Origin of the sequence: Micromonospora ferruginea (genome assembly GCF_013694245.2) — a bacterium.
GTDB lineage: Bacteria > Actinomycetota > Actinomycetes > Mycobacteriales > Micromonosporaceae > Micromonospora > Micromonospora robiginosa.
Map to the genome: position 1 here is coordinate 2,580,486 of NZ_CP059322.2, position 16,800 is coordinate 2,597,285.

Here is a 16,800-nt window from a genome sequence, read left to right on the forward strand (position 1 = left end):
TGTTAGCGCTAACAGCTCGTTAGTTTAGATTCCGGCGCAAGTCGGGTCAAGCACGGGCGTCCCACCGAGCAGGCGACCCGGCACCGGCCCGGGCGGGCCCCACAATGTTCCAGGGCGGTGGGATCACCACCGCCGGGCGACCGGTCCGGGGCGGGCCTCGGCGTACCCGCGCGGGCGCGCGCTGCCGCCGCGGACGCGCTGGATGAGCACGACGCAGGCCAGCACCGCCGCCGCCACCGCGACGGTGGCCGGGGTGACCGCCTCGCCGAGCAACAGCGCCGACCAGATCAGCGTGAGCACCGGCTGGGCGAGCTGGATCTGGCCGACCCTGGCGATGCCGCCCCGGGCCAGGCCGGCGTACCAGGCGAAGAAGCCGAGGAACATGGAGACCACGGTGAGGTAGCCGAACGCGGTCCACCCGGCGGCGCCGGCCCGGGGCGGGTACGCGAGCGCGGCGACCGCCGTGACCGGCACGGTGACCGGCAGCGAGAGCAGCAACGCCCAGCAGATCGTCCGGGCGCCGCCGAGTTCCCGGGCCAGCACGCCGCCCTCGGCGTAGCCGAGGCCGCACAGCGCGACGGCGGCGAGCAGGAACACGTCGGCCGGCGACAGCGCGCCGCGGATCGCGCCGCCGGTGGCGAGGAACGCGAGCACCAGCGCCAGCCCGGCGGCGCTGGCCAGCCAGAACAGCGCCGGCGGCCGTTCGCCGGCGCGCAGCACGGCGAACACCGCGGTCGTCGCCGGCAGCACGGTGACCACCACCGCGCCGTGTGCGGACGTCTGGGTGGTGAGCGCGAGCGAGGTGAACAGCGGGAAGCCGACCACGACGCCGAGCGCCACCACGGCCAGCCGCCGCCACTGCGCGCGGGTGGGGCGCGGCGCGTCGGTGAGTCGCAGGTAGGCCCCCGCGAGCAGCGCCGCGCCGACGGCCCGTCCGAACGCGACGAACCACGGGTCCAACGCCTGGACCGCGAGGCGGGTCATCGGCAGCGACATGCTGAAGGCGAGCACACCGAGTGCGCCGAGGGCGATGGCCGTTACCGCTCTGATGTCAGTAGCGCTACGCTGATCCGTCATGAATGATGGTAGCGCCGTGGATCGAATCGTCCACCATCTGGGGGCGCTGGTGTCGACCGCGGCACCGGGGACGCGGCTGCCGTCGGTGCGCGAGCTGACCGCCCACCACCACGTCTCCCCGGTGACCGTCGCCGAGGCGACCCGCCGCCTCGTCGCCCAGGGCCTGGTCGAGACGCGGTCGGGTCGCGGCGCGTTCGTGGCCGCCCGGCGGGACGAGCGACCCGGCCGGGACCTGTCGTGGCAGACCGTCGCGCTGGGCCCCCGGCGCGACGGCGAGGAGCAGATGCAGGCGCTACTGGCGCTACCGCCCGCCGGGGCCATCCCGCTCTCCGGTGGATACCTGGACCCCGACCTCCAGCCGGCCGCCGCGCTCGGCGCCGCGCTCGCCCGCGCGGCCCGACAGCCGGCCACCTGGCATCGCGGGCCGGTGGAGGGACGCGCGGACCTGCGAGCCTGGTTCGCCCGCGAGGCCGGCGGCGGCCTGCGCGCCGAGGACGTCGTGATCTGCCCGGGCGGGCAGGCGGCGCTGGCCTCCACGCTGCGGGCGCTCGGCACGCCGGGCGACACGCTGCTGGTCGAGTCCCCCACCTACCTGGGCGCGCTGGCCGCCGCGCGGGCGGCCGGGCTGCGGGTCGTGCCGGTGCCCGCCGACCCCCACGGGGTACGCCCCGACCAGCTCGCCGCCGCGTTCGCGCGCACCGGCGCCCGGCTGTTCTACTGCCAGCCGCTGCACGCCAACCCGCACGGCGCGACGCTCGCCCCGGCCCGCCGCGCCGACGTCGCCGAGGCGGTCCGCGACGCGGGGGCGTTCCTGATCGAGGACGACTACGCCCGGGACCTCACCGTCGACGGTGAGGCGCCGCCGCCGCTGGCCGCCGACGACCCGGACGGGCACGTCGTCTACCTGCGTTCGCTGACCAAGCCGGCCGCACCGGGCCTGCGGATCGCCGCGCTCGGCGCACGGGGTCCGGCCGGCGCCCGGCTGCGCGCCGCCCGGCTGCTCGACGACTTCTACGTCGCCGGTCCGCTGCAACAGGCCGCGCTGGAGTTCCTCACCGCGCCGGCCTGGGAGCGGCACCGCCGTACGCTCCGCCGGGAGCTGCGGGCCCGCCGGGAGGCGCTGCTCGCGGCGCTGGACCGGCACCTGCCGGCGCTCGTGCCACGCGACGTGCCCCGGGGCGGGCTGCACCTGTGGGTGCGGCTGCCGGACGGCGCGGACGACGTCGCGGTGACCGCGGCGGCGGCCACCGCGGGCGTCACCGTCTTCCCCGGCCGCCCCTGGTACGCGGCCGAACCGCCGGCGCCGCACCTGCGCCTCACCTATGCCGCCGCCCCGCCGGAGGCGATGGACGAGGCGGTCCGCCGGCTGGCCGTCGCGCTCGGGCGCTGACGCGCCGGGCGTCACCTCCGGAACCGGCCCACATCGCGGGACCAGCGGAAACGTGCCGCCGCGTGAGGTTACCGGTGACGGCCCGTCGGGCACAGTGGTCCCGTGAGTGATACTCCAGGTGACTCCGCGGCGGCGGTTCGGGTTGCTGTGCTCGGCGAACCGGGGCTGTGTCGCACGCTCGTGGCCGGCGTGGTCGCGGCGGCGGCCGGCTTCGAGGTGGTCCGCGAGTGCGACGCCGACCCGGACGACATGTGCCGGCTCGCCGGTTCCCGGCCCGACGTCGTCCTGGTCGACCTCGCCGCGGAGGCCGAGATGTCCACCGTGGTGCCGGCGCTGCGCGCCGCGCTGCCGGACTGCGCGGTCGTGCTGCTGACCGACCGGCCGACGGCCCGGGTGCTGCGGTCGGCGCTGCGCCTGCGCGCCCGCGCGGTGGTGGCCAAGGAGGTGCCGCCCGAGGAGATGCTCGCCCGGCTGCGGGCGGTCGCCGAGGGACGTCGCACCACCGACCCGGTGACCGCGCTCGCCGCGCTCGACACCGTGGTCAACCCGCTCACCGAGCGGGAACGCGAGGTGGCCGCCGCCGCGGCGGAGGGCCTGCCGAGCCGGGAGGTCGCCGCGCTGCTGCACCTCGCTCCGGGCACGGTCCGCAACCACCTGTCCAGCCTGCTGCGCAAGACCGGCGGCCGGAACCGGTGGGAGGCGGTGCAGCGCGCCCAGGACGCCGGCTGGATCTGACGACACGCGGACGCGGCTGTCGCCCGGGCAGTGACTTACATAAGATTCGCAACGGTCGGTCATCGTCCGTTCACGACAGGTCAGGAAGGCGGGGGTCATGGCTGGGAGTCGACATGGTCCGCACGCTGCTCGCGCTCGAGGGACGGCTGGTCCGGGGGGCGCTCGCCCACCTGCTGTGCGCCGAGGACGACATCGATGTCGTCGCTGAGGCGGACACCGTCGACGCCGTCCACGCCGCGCTCCTGGACGAGCGGCCGGACGTCGCCGTCGTCGACGTCGACGTCGTACCGGTGGAGCGGTTGGCCCGGCTCGCCGCCGTGGCCGACGGCAACCACGGCGGCCGGGTGCTGGTGCTGGTCGACAGGCGTCGGGCCGGCCGGCTGCGCGCGGTGCTCGCCGAGCACCACGGGTGGATCGGCTTCCTCGACCGCGACGTGCCGCCGGAGCGGATCGCCGAGGAGGTCCGGCAGGTTGCCGACGGTCAGCCGGTGCTCGACCCGGACCTGGTCGTCGCCGCGCTGGAGGTGGCGGACAATCCGCTGACCCCACGCGAGCGGGAGGTCCTCGACGTGGCGGCCGACGGCATGCCGGTCCGGGAGATCGCCCGGAAGCTGGGCGTCTCAGCCGGGACGGTCCGCAACCACCTGTCCCACGTCATGGCGAAGACCGGGGCGCGGACCCGCCTGGAAGCCGTCCGGATCGCCCGGGAGTCCTGCTGGATCTGACCCGCCGCCCGCCCAGTGGCCCACCAGCTCCCGGTAGGCCGCCGAGGTGGCCAGCAGTCCCCGGTGGCTGTCCAGGCACGCGTGCCCGCCGTCGAGCAGCAGCACCCGGCGGGCGCGCACGGCCGAACTGATCCGGTGCGCGATCACCACGAGGGTGCCGGGCCGGGCGGCGAACGCCGACTCCAGGCGCGCCTCGGTGGCCGGGTCCACATGACAGGTCGCCTCGTCCAGGATGACCAGCCGCGCCGGCGACAGCCAGGCCCGCAGCAGGGCCACCTGCTGGCGTTCCCCGGCGGAGACGTCGGCCACCCGCAGCGTGGCGTCGAGGCCGCCGAGGCGGGCCACCAGGCCGGCCAGCCCCAGCCGGTCCACCGCCCGCCGCACGGCCGCGTCGTCGAGGCCGGGTCGCAGGTAGCGCAGGTTGTCCCGGACCGTGCCGGTGAACACGTACGCCTCCTGCGGGATCAGCACCCGGTGGGCCGCCAGGTCGGCCGCGCCCGCCACGACGGTCGACGTCCCGGCGACGTGGACCGTGCCGGACCCCGGCCGCAGCATCCCGGCCATCAACCCGGCCAGGGTGGACTTGCCGATGCCGCTCGCGCCGACGACGGCCAGGTGGTCGCCGGCCGGCACGGTCAGGTCGAAACCGTCAAGCACCGGCTCGGCGTGCGGCCCGTACCGGAACGTCACCGCCCGCAGCGACAGCGCGGGCGCCTCCGGCGACGGGGTCACCGCGCCGCCCGGCGCCTCCGGGGGTACGCACGTGCGCAGCAGCCGGTCGAGGGTGACCACGAAGCGCAGGCCACCGGCCGCGACCCCCTGGAACAGCGTGTGCAACGCCGGCTGGATGCCGCGCACCACGTAGACCAGCGCGCCGAGCAGCGCGCCCGGCCCGAGGCCCCGGTCCAGCAGCCACGGGCCGGCCAGCAGCAGCAGAGGCACCGGGAGCCACCCGCCGACGGCCAGGCTCAGGCTGCGCGCCGCGGCCATCGTGGCCAGCCGTCGCTCCACCCGGGCCTGCGCGTCGACGTGGCCGCCGAGCCAGCCGACGACCCGGTCCCCCGCCCCGCTGACCGTGACGTCCCGGTGCCCGGCCACCGCCACGACCGCGTCCCGGCCGAGCCGTTCCCCGCAACGGACGTACTCGCGCTGCCGGGCCACCATCGCCGGCAACGCCGCCGCGAAGAGCAGGAGACCGGCGAGCACCGGCACGGCGACCAGCAACGCGACCGGGGCGGCCAGGGAGCAGAGGCCGACCACGGCGGCCCCGGCGGCGAACACGAAACCCCGGACCACCATCAGCAGCCCGGCCCAGGTGTCCCGGACGATCTCCACCTGGTGGGTCAGCCGGGTCACCGCCGCGTCGTCGCCCCGACCGTCGGTCGCGCCGGCCAGCGCGCCGGCCACCACCCGGCGCAGCAGGTCGTCCCGGAACGGCTCCACCACCGCGCCCAGCAGCCCGTACGCCTGCCGGGTGCCGAGCGCGCCGACCAGCACGGCGAGCGCCAGCAGACCCAGCCAGAGCAGTCCGACGCCCGGCCGGCCGGCCAGGAACCCGTCGTCCACCGCCCGCGCGGTCAGCAGGCCGGTCAACGCCGCCGGCAGCGCCTCGGCCAGCGACCAGCCGGCCAGGCGCAGCAGCGGGCCGCGCCGCGCCGACAGCGCCGCGCGGACCGTCGCGCCCACCGTGGTCACGGCCGGAACACCGCCCGGTAGGCCGGATCCCGCCAGAGCACCCGGTGCGGGGCCACCGCCCGCACCCGGCCACCGTCCATCCAGGCCACCAGGTCGGCGCGGGCCGCGGTGCCGACGCGGTGGCTCACCACCACCCGGGTACGCCTGTCGTGCGGGCCGGTGAGCGCGTCCACCACCCGGTGCTCGGTGACCGTGTCCAGGCTGGACGTGGCGTCGTCGAGGACGAGCAGCCGCTCGGCCCGCAGCGCACGGGCCAGGCCGAGGCGCTGCCGCTCACCGCCGGACAGGGCCAGGTCGGCCAGTGGGGTGCCATAGCGCTCCGGCAGCAGCCGTACCACGTCGTGGACCTGCGCCGCGCGGGCCAGCGGGACCGGGTCGGCGTCGACGCCGACCGCGGCGCCGACGGTCTCCCCCACCAGCACCGGCCGCTCGAAGCCGTAGCCGACCGCGCGGCCGAGCGCCGCCGGGGACAACCCGCGCAGCGGCACACCGTCCAGGGTGACCTCCCCGGTGTCCGGGTCACGCAGCCGGCCCGCCACGGCCGCCAGCAGGGACTTGCCCGCACCGGACGGCCCGACGACGGCGAGCAGCGTCCCGCCCGGCACCCGCAGGTCGACCCGGTCGAGCAGCGGCCGGCCGTCGTCACCGCGGATGCCCACCCCGCGCAGGTCCAACCGGCCCGGTCCGGGCGGCAGCTCCCGATCGCCGTACCGCCGGACCGGCTCGTCGAGGACCTCGGCGGCCCGGGCGCAGCCGGCGCGTACCCGCACGGCGGTGTTGACGGCGGAGATCGCGGCGCCCAGTCCGGCGCCGATCGCCGCGTACTGGAGGGCGGCGAGCAGTTCCCCCGGGGTCAGCCGGCCGGCCGACAGCGACCACCCGCCGACCGCCACGACCGCCAGTTGCAGCAACGGGTTCAGCAGCGCGCCCCGGGCGGACGCCCCGGCGAGCACCCGCCAGGTGCGTACGCCGTGCCGGCGCAGCTCCGGCAGCGGGGTGAGCACCCGTGCGACCTCCCGCTCGGCGGTGCCGGCGGCGGCGATCGTCCGCGCGCCGGCGAGCGCCTCGACGAGCCGACCGGCCAGGTCCCCCTGCGCCCGCTGGTAGCCGGCGACCGCTTCCGACGCCTCGCTGACGAAGCGGCGCAGCAGCACGGCCAGGAGCAGCAGCCCGGCCACGAACGTCAGGCCGAGCCACGGGTCGATCAGGGTGAGCGCGACCAGGCTGCCCAGCGGTGGCAGCAGCACGCTGCCGGCCAGGACGACGGTCGGGGCGGCCCGCCCGGCGTCGGCGACCTGCCCGACCAACCGGCCGACCAGGTCACCCACCGGCCGACGGGCCGCGGCGCGCGGATCGAGCGCGAAGAGGTGCCGGATCAGCGTGTGGCGCAGCGCGGCCACCGAGCGGGCGCCGGCCGCGCCCCCGCCGTAGTCCTGCGCGGCCCGGGTGCCGATCAGCACCAGCACCAGCACGGCGACCACCGCGATCCACCGGTCGGACGACGACCGCGGCGCCGCGCCGACCAGGGCGTCCACCGCGCGGCCCAGGACGGCGGGCAACGCCAGCTCGGCCGCCGTCTCGACCACGGCGAGCACCCCCAACGTCGGGGTCCACCAGCCGGCGAAGGCCACGGCGCGCAGTGCGAGCCGGTCGGCGGGGGTCATCGAGCCTCCCACGGGCGCGGGCCCCGGGCCGGCGGGCGCCGGTCCGGGGCCAAGCGACTGAACGTCAGTTGCAGGTGGTGACGCTCAGCGAGCTGTCGCCGCAGAGCAGCAGGCTGGCGCGGCTGCCACCGCCGGTACGCTCGGCGGCCGGCAGCTCCATCCCCTGGAGGTCGAGCAGAGCCATGTCGTTCCCTCACTTCTGTCGTGTGACGTTGACGTCGGTCGTCGGACGGATCAGTTGCACGTGGTGACGCTCAGCGAGCTGTCGCCGCAGAGCAGCAGGCTGGCGCGGCTGCCACCGCCGGTACGCTCGGCGGCCGGCAGCTCCATCCCCTGGAGGTCGAGCAGGGCCATGTCGATTCACCTCCTTCCGGTCACGTCGGTGCGGGATCGCCCCGGGGAAACCGGGGGGTCGGTGGCCGCGGCGCCGGCGACGGTCGTCGCGTCGGCCGGCGGCGTCAGGAACGGCAGGTGGAGCGGGGCGTCCGGCCGGGTCGCGGCGAGCGCGGCGAGCACCCCGGCGGTGCCGGTGGCCAGGTCCATGGAGAGGCGCAGGAGCTGGTCGCCGGGGAAGGCGGGCCGGTCGGCGTACGGCAGGGCGTGCCAGCCGAGCAGCCGGGCCTGCTGCCGGGCCGCGTCCCGGTCGCCGCGCTCGGCGAGGTACGCGACGATCCCGGCGCGCCCGGCGAACAGCCCGGACTGCGCGTAGAACGGGGAGTCGGCGGCACGGCGGATCGCGGTCGCCTCGTCGCGCAGCTCGTCGTCGGGCCGGTGGCCCAGGTACTGGTCGAGCACCAGCCCGACGCCGACGCTCCCCTCGGCCAGGTAGGGCATGGTCCGCCAGCCCTCGTTGACCTCCAGGTGCCCGGCGTCGCGCCGGACGCAGCGGCGCAGGTCCTGACGCAGCGCGGTGCGCGCGTGGTCGAGCAGGGCGTCGTCGCCGTCGCGCTCGTACGTCCGCAGCAGCATCAGCGCCACACCGGACCCGCCGCGCATCAGACCGGCGTACGGGTGCCGCCCGCCGCTGATCTCGGCGACCGAGTCGACGTCGCCGAGCCGGCCGACCACCACGTCGACGGCCCGCCGGGCGGCGTCGGCGTACCGCCGCTCGCCGGTGCGCGCGGCGAAGTGGGCCAGGTTCAGCGCGATCCCGGACAGGCCGCCGGTCAGGTCGTCGCGCAGCTCGGTCCAGGGCTGGTCGAGGCAGAGGTCGAGCAGGCGCATCGCCTCGTCGGTGTGGCCGAGCAGGTCCAGCACGTACGCGATGCCGTGCAGCCCGTCGTAGAGACCGAGCCGGCTGCCGGAGGCGGGTCGGCGGGCCCGCTCGATCAGCCACCGCTCGTGCGCGGGGTCGGTGCCGGCGCCCCCGGCGTGCAGCGCCCAGAGCACGCCGGCCGCGCCGTACGCCAGGTTGAGCCCGCCGTCGGCGCCGGCGAACTGGCGGATGTCGCCGGGGAAGAGCCGGTCGTCGCGGTCCGGGGTGGCGCTGGCGGTGATCGCCTCGGCGAGCCGGTCGCGCAGGCCGGGCCAGTCGTCCGGGTCGATCATGACGGTGCGGCGCAGGTCGGCCGGGCGGCCGCCGACGATCACCTCGACCGCCTCGTCCAGCAGCTCGCGCGGCACCGGGAAGTGCTCGGCGACCACGTCGGCCAGGTGCGCGGCCTTGGCCGGCGCCAGCCGCAGCATCGCGGTCAGCGGCAGGAACAGGGCCAGCCGCAGGCAGGCCAGCGCGTACCTGTCGACCTCGACGCCGGTGCGGTCGCGCGGCGCGGCAAACGCCTGGTTGCGCAGCGCGGGCCGGGTCGCCTCGGCGACGTCCGCGGCGACCTCGAAGTCGACCAGGGTCACCGCGCCGTCGTCGCCCACCATGACGTTGAACATGTGCAGGTCGCCGTAGACGACCCCGTGCGCGTGGATGGCGGCGACCGCCTCCGCGACCTGGCGGTGCACGTCGAGCGCCCAACGGGTGTAGTCGGCCCGGTCGGCGTCGGCGTCGGCGTGCACCAGCGGGTACCGCTCCACCACCACCTGGTTGAGCGGCCGGCCCTCGACGAAGGCCAGGGCGAGGAACTCGTGCCCGCCGAAGCTGAACTCGTCGTGCACCCGCACCAGGTGCGGCACGTCGGCCAGCCGGCGCAGGGTGGCCGCCTCGCGGCGCAGCCGGGTCACCGCGTCGACGCCAGTGGCGTCCAGCCCGGCGTGCGGGCGCGCCTCCTTGAGCACCACCCGCTGGTCGGTGCGGGTGTCGCGGGCCTCGTACAGGCCGCCGCCGTTGGAGAAGTGGATCACCTTCTCGATCCGGTACGGCAGGTCGGTGGTCGTCGCCGCGTTCCGGGCGGCCAGGTGCGGGGCGAGGAAGTCGGGCAGGGTCACCCACTCCGGCACGTGGAACACCGGGTCCCGCCGGTCGGGCACCAGGACGCCGTCCGCGTCCTCGATCGCCGGGACCGTCTGTCCGTCGGCGGCGACGCAGTAGCGGGCGGCGAAACCGCCGTAGCGCAGGTGCACCGGGCCGTCGCCGTAGCGCAGGTCGCTCAAAATGTACGGACCCGGCTCGCCGTCGAGCAGCCCGGCGAGTTCCTTCGCCGCCAGCTCCAGCTCGGCGTCGTCGCGCGGGTAGACGGTGACGAACTTGCCGCTGGCGGCGCGCCGGGCGTACTTGCTGTTGCGCATGAGCAGCAGGCGCGCGCCGCGCAGGTGCTTGAACGGGATGCCCCGGGGCCGGCAGTAGTCCACCACCCGGGCCAGCACCCGCTCCGCGTTGTCCAGCCGGGCCGACACGTGGATCTTCCAGCCCTGCGCGGGGAGCGAGCCGCCGACCGGCCCGTGGATCATCCAGTCGTCCTTGACCTCGCACTCCCAGCCCTCCGGCACCGGGCCGGTCGAGTAGGCGTCCGCCTCGGCCGTGGCGCCGGCCAGCGAGTCGTAGAAGAGCGGATCGACCGCGCAGTACGAGTCGTACCGTTCGTCCATGTCGGGTGCCTCCACCGGCTGATCGGTTGACGTCAATCCTGCGGACGGCGGAGGCGCCGGCCCAGTGCGATGAGTCATGACGCGGCGGTGAGTTCCACACCCCGAAGTCGTGACAAGAGCGGAGTTTGAATTCACGAACACCGGTTGACCAGTCGCGGAGCGGACGGTGATGAGTTCTCCGGCCCTCGGCAGTCATACCTACGACGGGACACCACGAGGCGGAAGGATGACCGGATGGGTGAGATCGACGAGTCGGGATTCTCCGGGCTGGCCGAGCGCCACCGGCGGGAGCTGCACGTGCACTGCTACCGGATGCTCGGCTCGTTCGAGGACGCCGAGGACACCGTGCAGGAGACGTTCCTGCGGGCCTGGCGGCGACGGGAGACGTTCCAGGGACGGTCCACGTTCCGGGCCTGGCTCTACCGGATCGCCACCAACGCCTGCCTGGACCTGCTCGCCCGGTGCCGACCGGACCCGGCGGCCGGCGGCGAGGTGCGGTGGCTCCAGCCGTACCCGGACCGGCTCCTGGACGAGCTGCCGGCGGCCGACGCGGACGCGCCGGAGACCGCCGCCGTGGCGCGGGAGACGATCGAGCTGGCGTACGTGGTGGCGGTGCAGCACCTCGCGCCGCGCCCCCGGGCCGTGCTGATCCTGCGCGACGTGCTCGGCTGGCCGGCGAAGGACGTCGCGGAGCTGCTCGGCGACTCCGTCAACTCGGTGAACAGCGCGCTGCAACGGGCCCGCGCCGGCATGCGCGAGCACCTGCCCGCCGAGCGGCAGGACTGGACCGGCGGCGAGGGCGACGCCGGGACCCGCGAGCTGGTCCGCCGCTTCACCGACGCCAGCGTGGCCACCGACATCCCCGCGCTCACCGCGCTGCTGCGCGACGACGTCCGGTGCGGCATGCCGCCTACCCCCGGCCTGCGCGTCGGCCGCGACGCGGTGGCCAAGGACTGGGTCGACGACGGCTTCGAGGGCATGACCGGTCTGCGCGGCGTGCCCACCTTCGTGAACCGGCAGCCGGCCGTCGCGTTCTACCACCGGCGGGGGCGCGACGGCGCGTACCTGCCGCTGACGCTCGACGTGCTGCGCGTCACCGGCGGGGCGATCACCGAGATCTTCACCTTCCACGCCGACCGGTTCGCCGGGCTCGGATTGCCGGAGCACCTGCCCGCGGACGGCGCCGAGTAGCCCCGGCGGCCCTCACGCCGCGTGGCGGCGCGTCCGTACCCTCACTCCCACCCCGAACCACGGAGGACAGACATGACCAGCACCACCGAGGCCACCGAGACAGCGCCGGGGTTCCGCCGGCTCGCCGGCACCGGGGTGATCGCCACTCCTGTCGCGGTGGTGGCCACCACCCTGGCCGCCGCGCTCGCCCACGCCGCCGGCGTCGACTTCGCGATTCCCGACGGGGGCGAGGTCATCCCGCTGTCCGGCTTCGCCGTGGTGACCGGGTTCTTCTCACTCGTGGGTGTGACGATCGCCGCCGGCCTGCTGCGCTGGAGCGCCCACCCCGCCCGGCGGTTCCTCTGGACGGCGGTGACGCTGGCCGCGATCTCGCTGGTCCCGCCGTTCCTGGTCGGTGCCGCCCCCACCACCACCCTTACCCTGCTCATCCTGCACCTGATCCCGGCCGCCGTGATGATCCCGGCCCTGACCCGTTCCCTCCCCGCACATCGGGCCTGACCCGACTCGCGCCCGCCCTCACCGATCGTGGAGTTGTGGTGCACGTCCATGGTGTGCCCGCCGCACACTCAAGCGCGGCGAGAGCTGGCCCACTACGCGCCGGCGGAGGTGTCCGAGCCGTACGCGGCGTCGTACATCGTTCCCGCGTTCCCCCCGCCGCCCTTACCTCGGATCGTGCCCTTACCGGCCCTTCGGTGCCGGTCGTCCATGTCCACCATCGCTCGCCGCGCCCGTCTCATCACGGCGTCACGCCCCGGTTCAGCGCGGTCCATCCGACGTCGCCGCAGGAGGACGACGGCTGACGTCGCGGCAAGCAGCAGCGCTGTGCCACCACCGACGATCCAGAACCACGTCACGACAATCCCCCCGTCCACCAGCCCGCGTACCTCAGCATGACCGGCCGCCGCAAGCCCGAACCCGGCGACAACAGGCGCATACCCTGGCCAGTTGTGAGAGGGGCCCCTTCTCTACCGTAGGCGTTAAGAAGGGGCCCCGCCTTACATCAGTTGCGGGTGATGGTGAACGTGCTGGTGGTGTTGCGGATGTCCTGCGCGTTGTCGCTCAGCCGCAGGTTGGTGAACGTGGCCGAGCCGACCGCCGGCCCCTGCCCCGCCTCCGGCATCTCGTTGACCCAGATGCCGATGCCGGACTTCGCGTCGAACGCGTCACCGCTGCGCCGCGCCCCCGAGATCGAGACGTTGGTGAGCACCGTGTCGGTGATCGGGTTCTCCGGCTGGCTGCCGGTGTACTTGGTCTGGAACATGATCCCCGAGTACGTCGGGTCCACGATGTCCACGTCGCTGACCCGGATGCCGCGGAACTCCTTGGACGCGGAGAACAGCCACATCGCCGGGAACGTCTGCGCGCCCCAGAAGTGCCCGCCGGAGCGGATCAGCGAGATGTTCTCGAACCGGGTGGGCGGGCTCGCGCCGAACCCGACGAACGGGTAGCCGAAGTCCAGCGAGCTGATGGTGATGCCCGAGTACGTCAACTGGTCGGCGATGTAGAGGTTGCGGAAGATGTTGTCGTAGCCGCCGTACACGGCGAGGCCGGCGGCCCGCCAGGTCAGCGTGGCGGTCAGGTTCTCGAACACGTTGCCGTGGTTGCCGCCGGAGGCACCGGCGTCGGTGGCGGAGAACAACGCGAACGCGTCGTCGCCGTTGGACCGGCCCTCCGTGTTGGTGACCAGCGCGTTGGTGCTGCCGTTGGTCATGTTCACCCCATCGGCGAAGGTGTTGCGGAACCGGCTGTCCCGGATGGTCAGCCCGTCCACGCTCACCCCCCAGTAGGCGCAGACGGTGTGCTCCACCCAGACGCTGTCCAGCGTCAGGTTGTCGACGTCCTTCAGCTCGCCCCACACCTTGCCCGGACCGTCGATCCGGTTGGTGTAGTTGCCGAAGAACGCCAGGTGGGCGAAGGTCGACCCGCTGGCCGAGGACTCGACCCGGAACCCGGCGTCGGTGTTCTGCTGGTTCGTCGGGGTCTGGAAGCGGGTGTACCACATACCCGCGCCGACGACCTTCACCGCCTTGCCGTACACCTGGAGCTTCTGCGCGGTCTCGTAGGTGCCGGCGGGAAGGTAGACGCCGACAAGCGTGCCGGTGGTGTCCATCCGCACCGCGTCCAGCGCGTTCTGCACGTCCTGGTGACTGAAGCCGGTGGGCACCTTGTACCGGGTCGGGTCCGGGTTGGCCCGCGGCGACACCAGCTCGGTGTTGACGAAGTCGATCGCGTACGTGGTGCTGTTCGCCGGATCCTTCTGGAGCCGGATCCGGCTGCCCGCCGGGACGGTGGAGTTCAGCAGCACGTTCGCCTCGTCGTAGAGGTGCCGGGGCGCGCCCGCGCTGGGCGAGTCGCTGGGTCCGGCCTCCGCGCCGTAGAGCCAGATGTGCTTCGAGGTGAGGCTGATCGGCTTGTGCAGCACCCCGTTGACGTAGACGTTGAGCGTCGAGTCGATCCCGCCGCCGCCCGGAGCGTCCGGGATGGAGAAGCGGGTGACCAGGGCGTTCGCGGCCGACTTGGTGGTCCACTCGACGTACGCGCCGGTGGTGTTGAGGGTGACCGCGCGCCGGCCGGACGCCTCGCCGGCCAGGTCGCCGATGGTGCGGTTCGGGCCGATCACCTGCGCGCCGCCGCCGACCGAGCCGTCCTCGGCCTCGTACGCGTCGTAGCCCAGGTTGGCGCCCCGACCGACGAACAGCGGCCGGTCGCTGGTGTTGTTCTGCCGCTTCACCGGCAGCTCGTTGGCGTCGTCGGCGAGCACCACCCGGACGGTGTACTTGCCGTTGGCGGCGGTCCAGGTGCCGAGCGACACCGGGCCGGCGGTGGCCCCGGCGGCGATCGTGCCGGAGTACGCGCCGGTCAGCGTGCGGACCACGGAACCGGAGTCGTTGAGCACGGTGAGCGTGATGCCGTGCGACCCGCTCGCCGAGGCGACCGTGCCCTGGTTGCGCAGCGTCACCGCGAAGCTGACCGTGGCGCCGGCGGCCGGCGTGCCCGGCGACCAGGTCACCGCGGAGGCCACCAGGTCACTGCTGGCCACCGGGCTGACCGTCAACGCGGTCGGGCTGGTGTAGGAGTTGTTCGCCTCGTTCTGCTCGATCACCGTGTTCGACTCGTCGACCTTGGCGGTGAGCTGGTAGCTGCCGGCGTTGCGCACGCCGATGCTCGCCGAGACGGTGCTCGACGCGCCGGCCGCGAGCGCGCCGACGGCGGCGGTGCCGACCTTCGTCGTACCCAGGTAGAGGTTGACGTTCGTGGCGGCGGACGCCGCGGTGCCGGCGTTGCGCACGGCGGCGGACAGCGTGATCGCGTCGGTCTCGACCGGTGCGGTGGGCGAGGCGGTGACGGCGGTGACGGTGAGGTCCGGGTTGGGCGCCGGCACGCCGATGACCTGGAACTCCGCGACCTGGCCGTTGGACGAGCCGGAGTTCGCGGTGAACTGCAACCGGACGTCCGCGGCGGTCGCGGAGACCGGGACGGTCACCGTGTTGCTGGTGGTCGGGTTGAAGGAGTACGTCGCGGAGCCGACCAGGCTGGTGAACCCGGAGGCGGACTGCTCCCGCCCGAGCACCTGGAACGTCTGGGTGCGCGCGCCCCACGCCGGGTCCGGGTTGAGCTTCACCACCACCGCGCTGATGCTGGCGTTCGCGCCCAGCGCCACGGTCAGCGTGCTCGGGTACGCGCCGGGCGCGCCCTCCCAGTAGGTGGTGACGTCGTTGTCGACCGCGTTGGCGGCGTTGAACACGTGCACCACCGAGGACGCGGTGGCCGGCTTGCCGACGGCCAGGTTGGTGCCGCCGGTGGTGGTGCCGGTGCGGGTGACCGTGTTGCTGTTGGCGGACACGTTGCCGGCGGCGTCGCGGGCGCGCACCTGGTAGGAGACGGTGGCGCTGTCCGGCTGGCTGTCGGTGTACGTCAGCGTGGAGCCGCCGACGGTGGTGCGCAGCGTGCCGTTGGCCCACACCTCGTAGCCGGTGACGCCGACGTTGTCGGTGGACGCGGTCCAGGTCAGCCGGATCTGGCCGCTCGCCGGCTGGGTCCAGGCGAGGTTGCCGGGCGCGGTCGGCGCGGTGGTGTCCCCGGTGTTGCCGGTACGGGTGACCGTGTTGCTGTTGCCGGACACGTTGCCGGCGGCGTCGCGGGCCCGCACGTAGTAGGCGACGGTGCTGCCGGCGGGCTGGGTGTCGGTGTACGTCAGCGTGGTGCCGCCGACGCTGGTGCGGAGCACGCCGTTGGCGTAGATGTCGTAACCGGTGACGCCGACGTTGTCGGTGGACGCGGCCCAGGTCAGCCGGACCTGGTCGGTGGCCGGCTCGGTGAACGCCAGGTTGCCCGGCGCGCTCGGCGCCTGGGTGTCGCCGGTGGCCGGGCCGTAGATCTCCAGCTCGGAGAGCTGCCCGGCGGGCCAGGCGCTGTTCGCGGTGAACAGCAGCCGCAGGTAGCGGGTGGACGCGGTGGGCACGGTGACGGTGACCGTGTTGCCGCCGGCCGGGTCGAACGCGTACGACGCGGACGCGACGAGCGTGCTGAACGAGGAGCCGTTGGTGCTGCCCTGCACGGTCAGCGTCTGGTTGCGTGCGCCCCAGCCGCCGGGCAGCCGCAGCACCAGCCGGTTGAGGCTGGTGGCAGCGCCCAGGTCGGCCTGGATCCACTGCGGGAACGCGTTGTTCGGGCTCTCCCAGTAGGTGCCCGCGTTACCGTCGTTGGCGTTGCCGGCCCCGTACACGTCGGAGTGGCCGCTCTCGGCCATCGTCTTGCCGAGCGCCAGGTTGGTCGAGGAGCTGGCGGTGCCGTAGACCTCCAGCTCGGCGAGCTGGGCGGCGGCCCAGCCGGTGTTCGCGGTGACGACGACGCGCAGGTAGCGGGCGTTGGTGGCGCTGAAGCCGAGCGACACCGCGTTACCGGCGGCCGGGCTGAACGAGCGGGCGGCGGACGCGACGACCGTGGTGAAGCCGCTGCCGTCGGCGCTGGCCTGCACGGACAGCGTCTGGTTGCGGGCCTCCCAGGCGGCGGGGAGCTTGAGCACCACCTGGTCGACGGCGCGGCTGGTGCCGAGGTCGACCTGGGCCCACTGGGGCAGCGCGCCGCTGCTCTCCCAGTAGCTGCCCTGGTTGCCGTCGGTGAGGTTGGCGGCCACGAACGAGCCGTTGACGCTGCTGGCGCTGGCGGGCCGGCCGGCGGCGAGGTTCGGGCCGCCGGCGGCCAGGGCCGGTGGGGCCGGCGCCGCGGTGACGGCCAGGCCGACCGCGGCGAGCACCGCGACCATTCTGGTACGGAGTCTGGACATGGTGAACGGACACCTTCTTCCGGGGGACGTGGAGAGGCGTTGACGGGGGTGGGGGATGTGGTG

Annotated in this window: 12 protein-coding genes; 5 read left to right on the plus strand and 7 right to left on the minus strand. The window is 74.6% G+C overall.

The genetic code is table 11. The features are described from left to right. Positions 1 to 123: 123 nt before the first annotated feature. Complete coding sequence (locus H1D33_RS10790) at positions 124 to 984, minus strand: DMT family transporter (protein WP_246411448.1); 861 nt, start codon at positions 982 to 984, stop codon at positions 124 to 126. A 91-nt stretch (positions 985 to 1,075) separates the two neighbouring features. Between H1D33_RS10790 and H1D33_RS10795 the strand changes: the two genes are divergently transcribed. From H1D33_RS10795 to H1D33_RS10805, 3 genes are all read left to right on the plus strand, one after another. Beyond that, a complete protein-coding gene (locus H1D33_RS10795) occupies positions 1,076 to 2,467 on the plus strand; it encodes an aminotransferase-like domain-containing protein (RefSeq protein ID WP_181568195.1) in 1,392 nt (463 codons plus the stop codon). A gap of 102 nt (positions 2,468 to 2,569) precedes the next feature. Continuing rightward, positions 2,570 to 3,202, plus strand: a complete 633-nt coding sequence (locus H1D33_RS10800; RefSeq protein ID WP_181568194.1) for a response regulator transcription factor — start codon at positions 2,570 to 2,572, stop codon at positions 3,200 to 3,202. A gap of 113 nt (positions 3,203 to 3,315) precedes the next feature. Further along, positions 3,316 to 3,927 carry a response regulator transcription factor gene (locus H1D33_RS10805; RefSeq protein ID WP_181568193.1) on the plus strand — a complete coding sequence of 204 codons (612 nt, stop codon included), beginning with the start codon at positions 3,316 to 3,318 and terminating at the stop codon, positions 3,925 to 3,927. Here H1D33_RS10805 and H1D33_RS10810 read toward each other — a convergent pair. The 5 genes from H1D33_RS10810 to lanKC all read right to left on the minus strand — a co-directional run bounded on the left by H1D33_RS10810 (position 3,823) and on the right by lanKC (position 10,259). Then, positions 3,823 to 5,622 carry an ATP-binding cassette domain-containing protein gene (locus H1D33_RS10810; RefSeq protein WP_246412240.1) on the minus strand — a complete coding sequence of 600 codons (1,800 nt, stop codon included), beginning with the start codon at positions 5,620 to 5,622 and terminating at the stop codon, positions 3,823 to 3,825. The two genes, H1D33_RS10805 and H1D33_RS10810, sit on opposite strands and share 105 nt — an antisense overlap. After that, positions 5,619 to 7,286: an ABC transporter ATP-binding protein gene (locus H1D33_RS10815; RefSeq protein ID WP_181568192.1), complete on the minus strand. Its 1,668-nt coding sequence runs from the start codon at positions 7,284 to 7,286 to the stop codon at positions 5,619 to 5,621. Before H1D33_RS10815 ends, H1D33_RS10810 begins: the two co-directional genes overlap by 4 nt. Positions 7,287 to 7,350: 64 nt before the next feature. After that, positions 7,351 to 7,470 (minus strand): SapB/AmfS family lanthipeptide, encoded by a 120-nt coding sequence (locus tag H1D33_RS10820; protein WP_088647629.1) that lies wholly within the window; start codon positions 7,468 to 7,470, stop codon positions 7,351 to 7,353. 50 nt (positions 7,471 to 7,520) lie between these two features. Next, positions 7,521 to 7,640 carry a SapB/AmfS family lanthipeptide gene (locus tag H1D33_RS10825; RefSeq protein ID WP_088647629.1) on the minus strand — a complete coding sequence of 40 codons (120 nt, stop codon included), beginning with the start codon at positions 7,638 to 7,640 and terminating at the stop codon, positions 7,521 to 7,523. Positions 7,641 to 7,646: 6 nt separating this feature from the next. Further along, a complete protein-coding gene (lanKC, locus tag H1D33_RS10830; RefSeq protein ID WP_181568191.1) occupies positions 7,647 to 10,259 on the minus strand; it encodes a class III lanthionine synthetase LanKC in 2,613 nt (870 codons plus the stop codon). Positions 10,260 to 10,493: 234 nt separating this feature from the next. On the opposite strand from lanKC, the gene H1D33_RS10835 reads away from it, so the two are divergent. Together H1D33_RS10835 and H1D33_RS10840 are read left to right on the plus strand one after the other, a co-directional pair. Then, positions 10,494 to 11,450 carry an RNA polymerase subunit sigma-70 gene (locus H1D33_RS10835; RefSeq protein WP_181568190.1) on the plus strand — a complete coding sequence of 319 codons (957 nt, stop codon included), beginning with the start codon at positions 10,494 to 10,496 and terminating at the stop codon, positions 11,448 to 11,450. Positions 11,451 to 11,522: 72 nt separating this feature from the next. Next, complete coding sequence (locus H1D33_RS10840) at positions 11,523 to 11,948, plus strand: DUF6069 family protein (protein ID WP_181568189.1); 426 nt, start codon at positions 11,523 to 11,525, stop codon at positions 11,946 to 11,948. A gap of 502 nt (positions 11,949 to 12,450) precedes the next feature. On the opposite strand, the gene H1D33_RS10845 is transcribed toward H1D33_RS10840, so the two are convergent. Further along, on the minus strand, positions 12,451 to 16,737 hold the full coding sequence (locus H1D33_RS10845; RefSeq protein WP_181568188.1) for a discoidin domain-containing protein: 4,287 nt from the start codon (positions 16,735 to 16,737) through the stop codon (positions 12,451 to 12,453). Between the last annotated feature and the right edge of the window lie 63 nt (positions 16,738 to 16,800).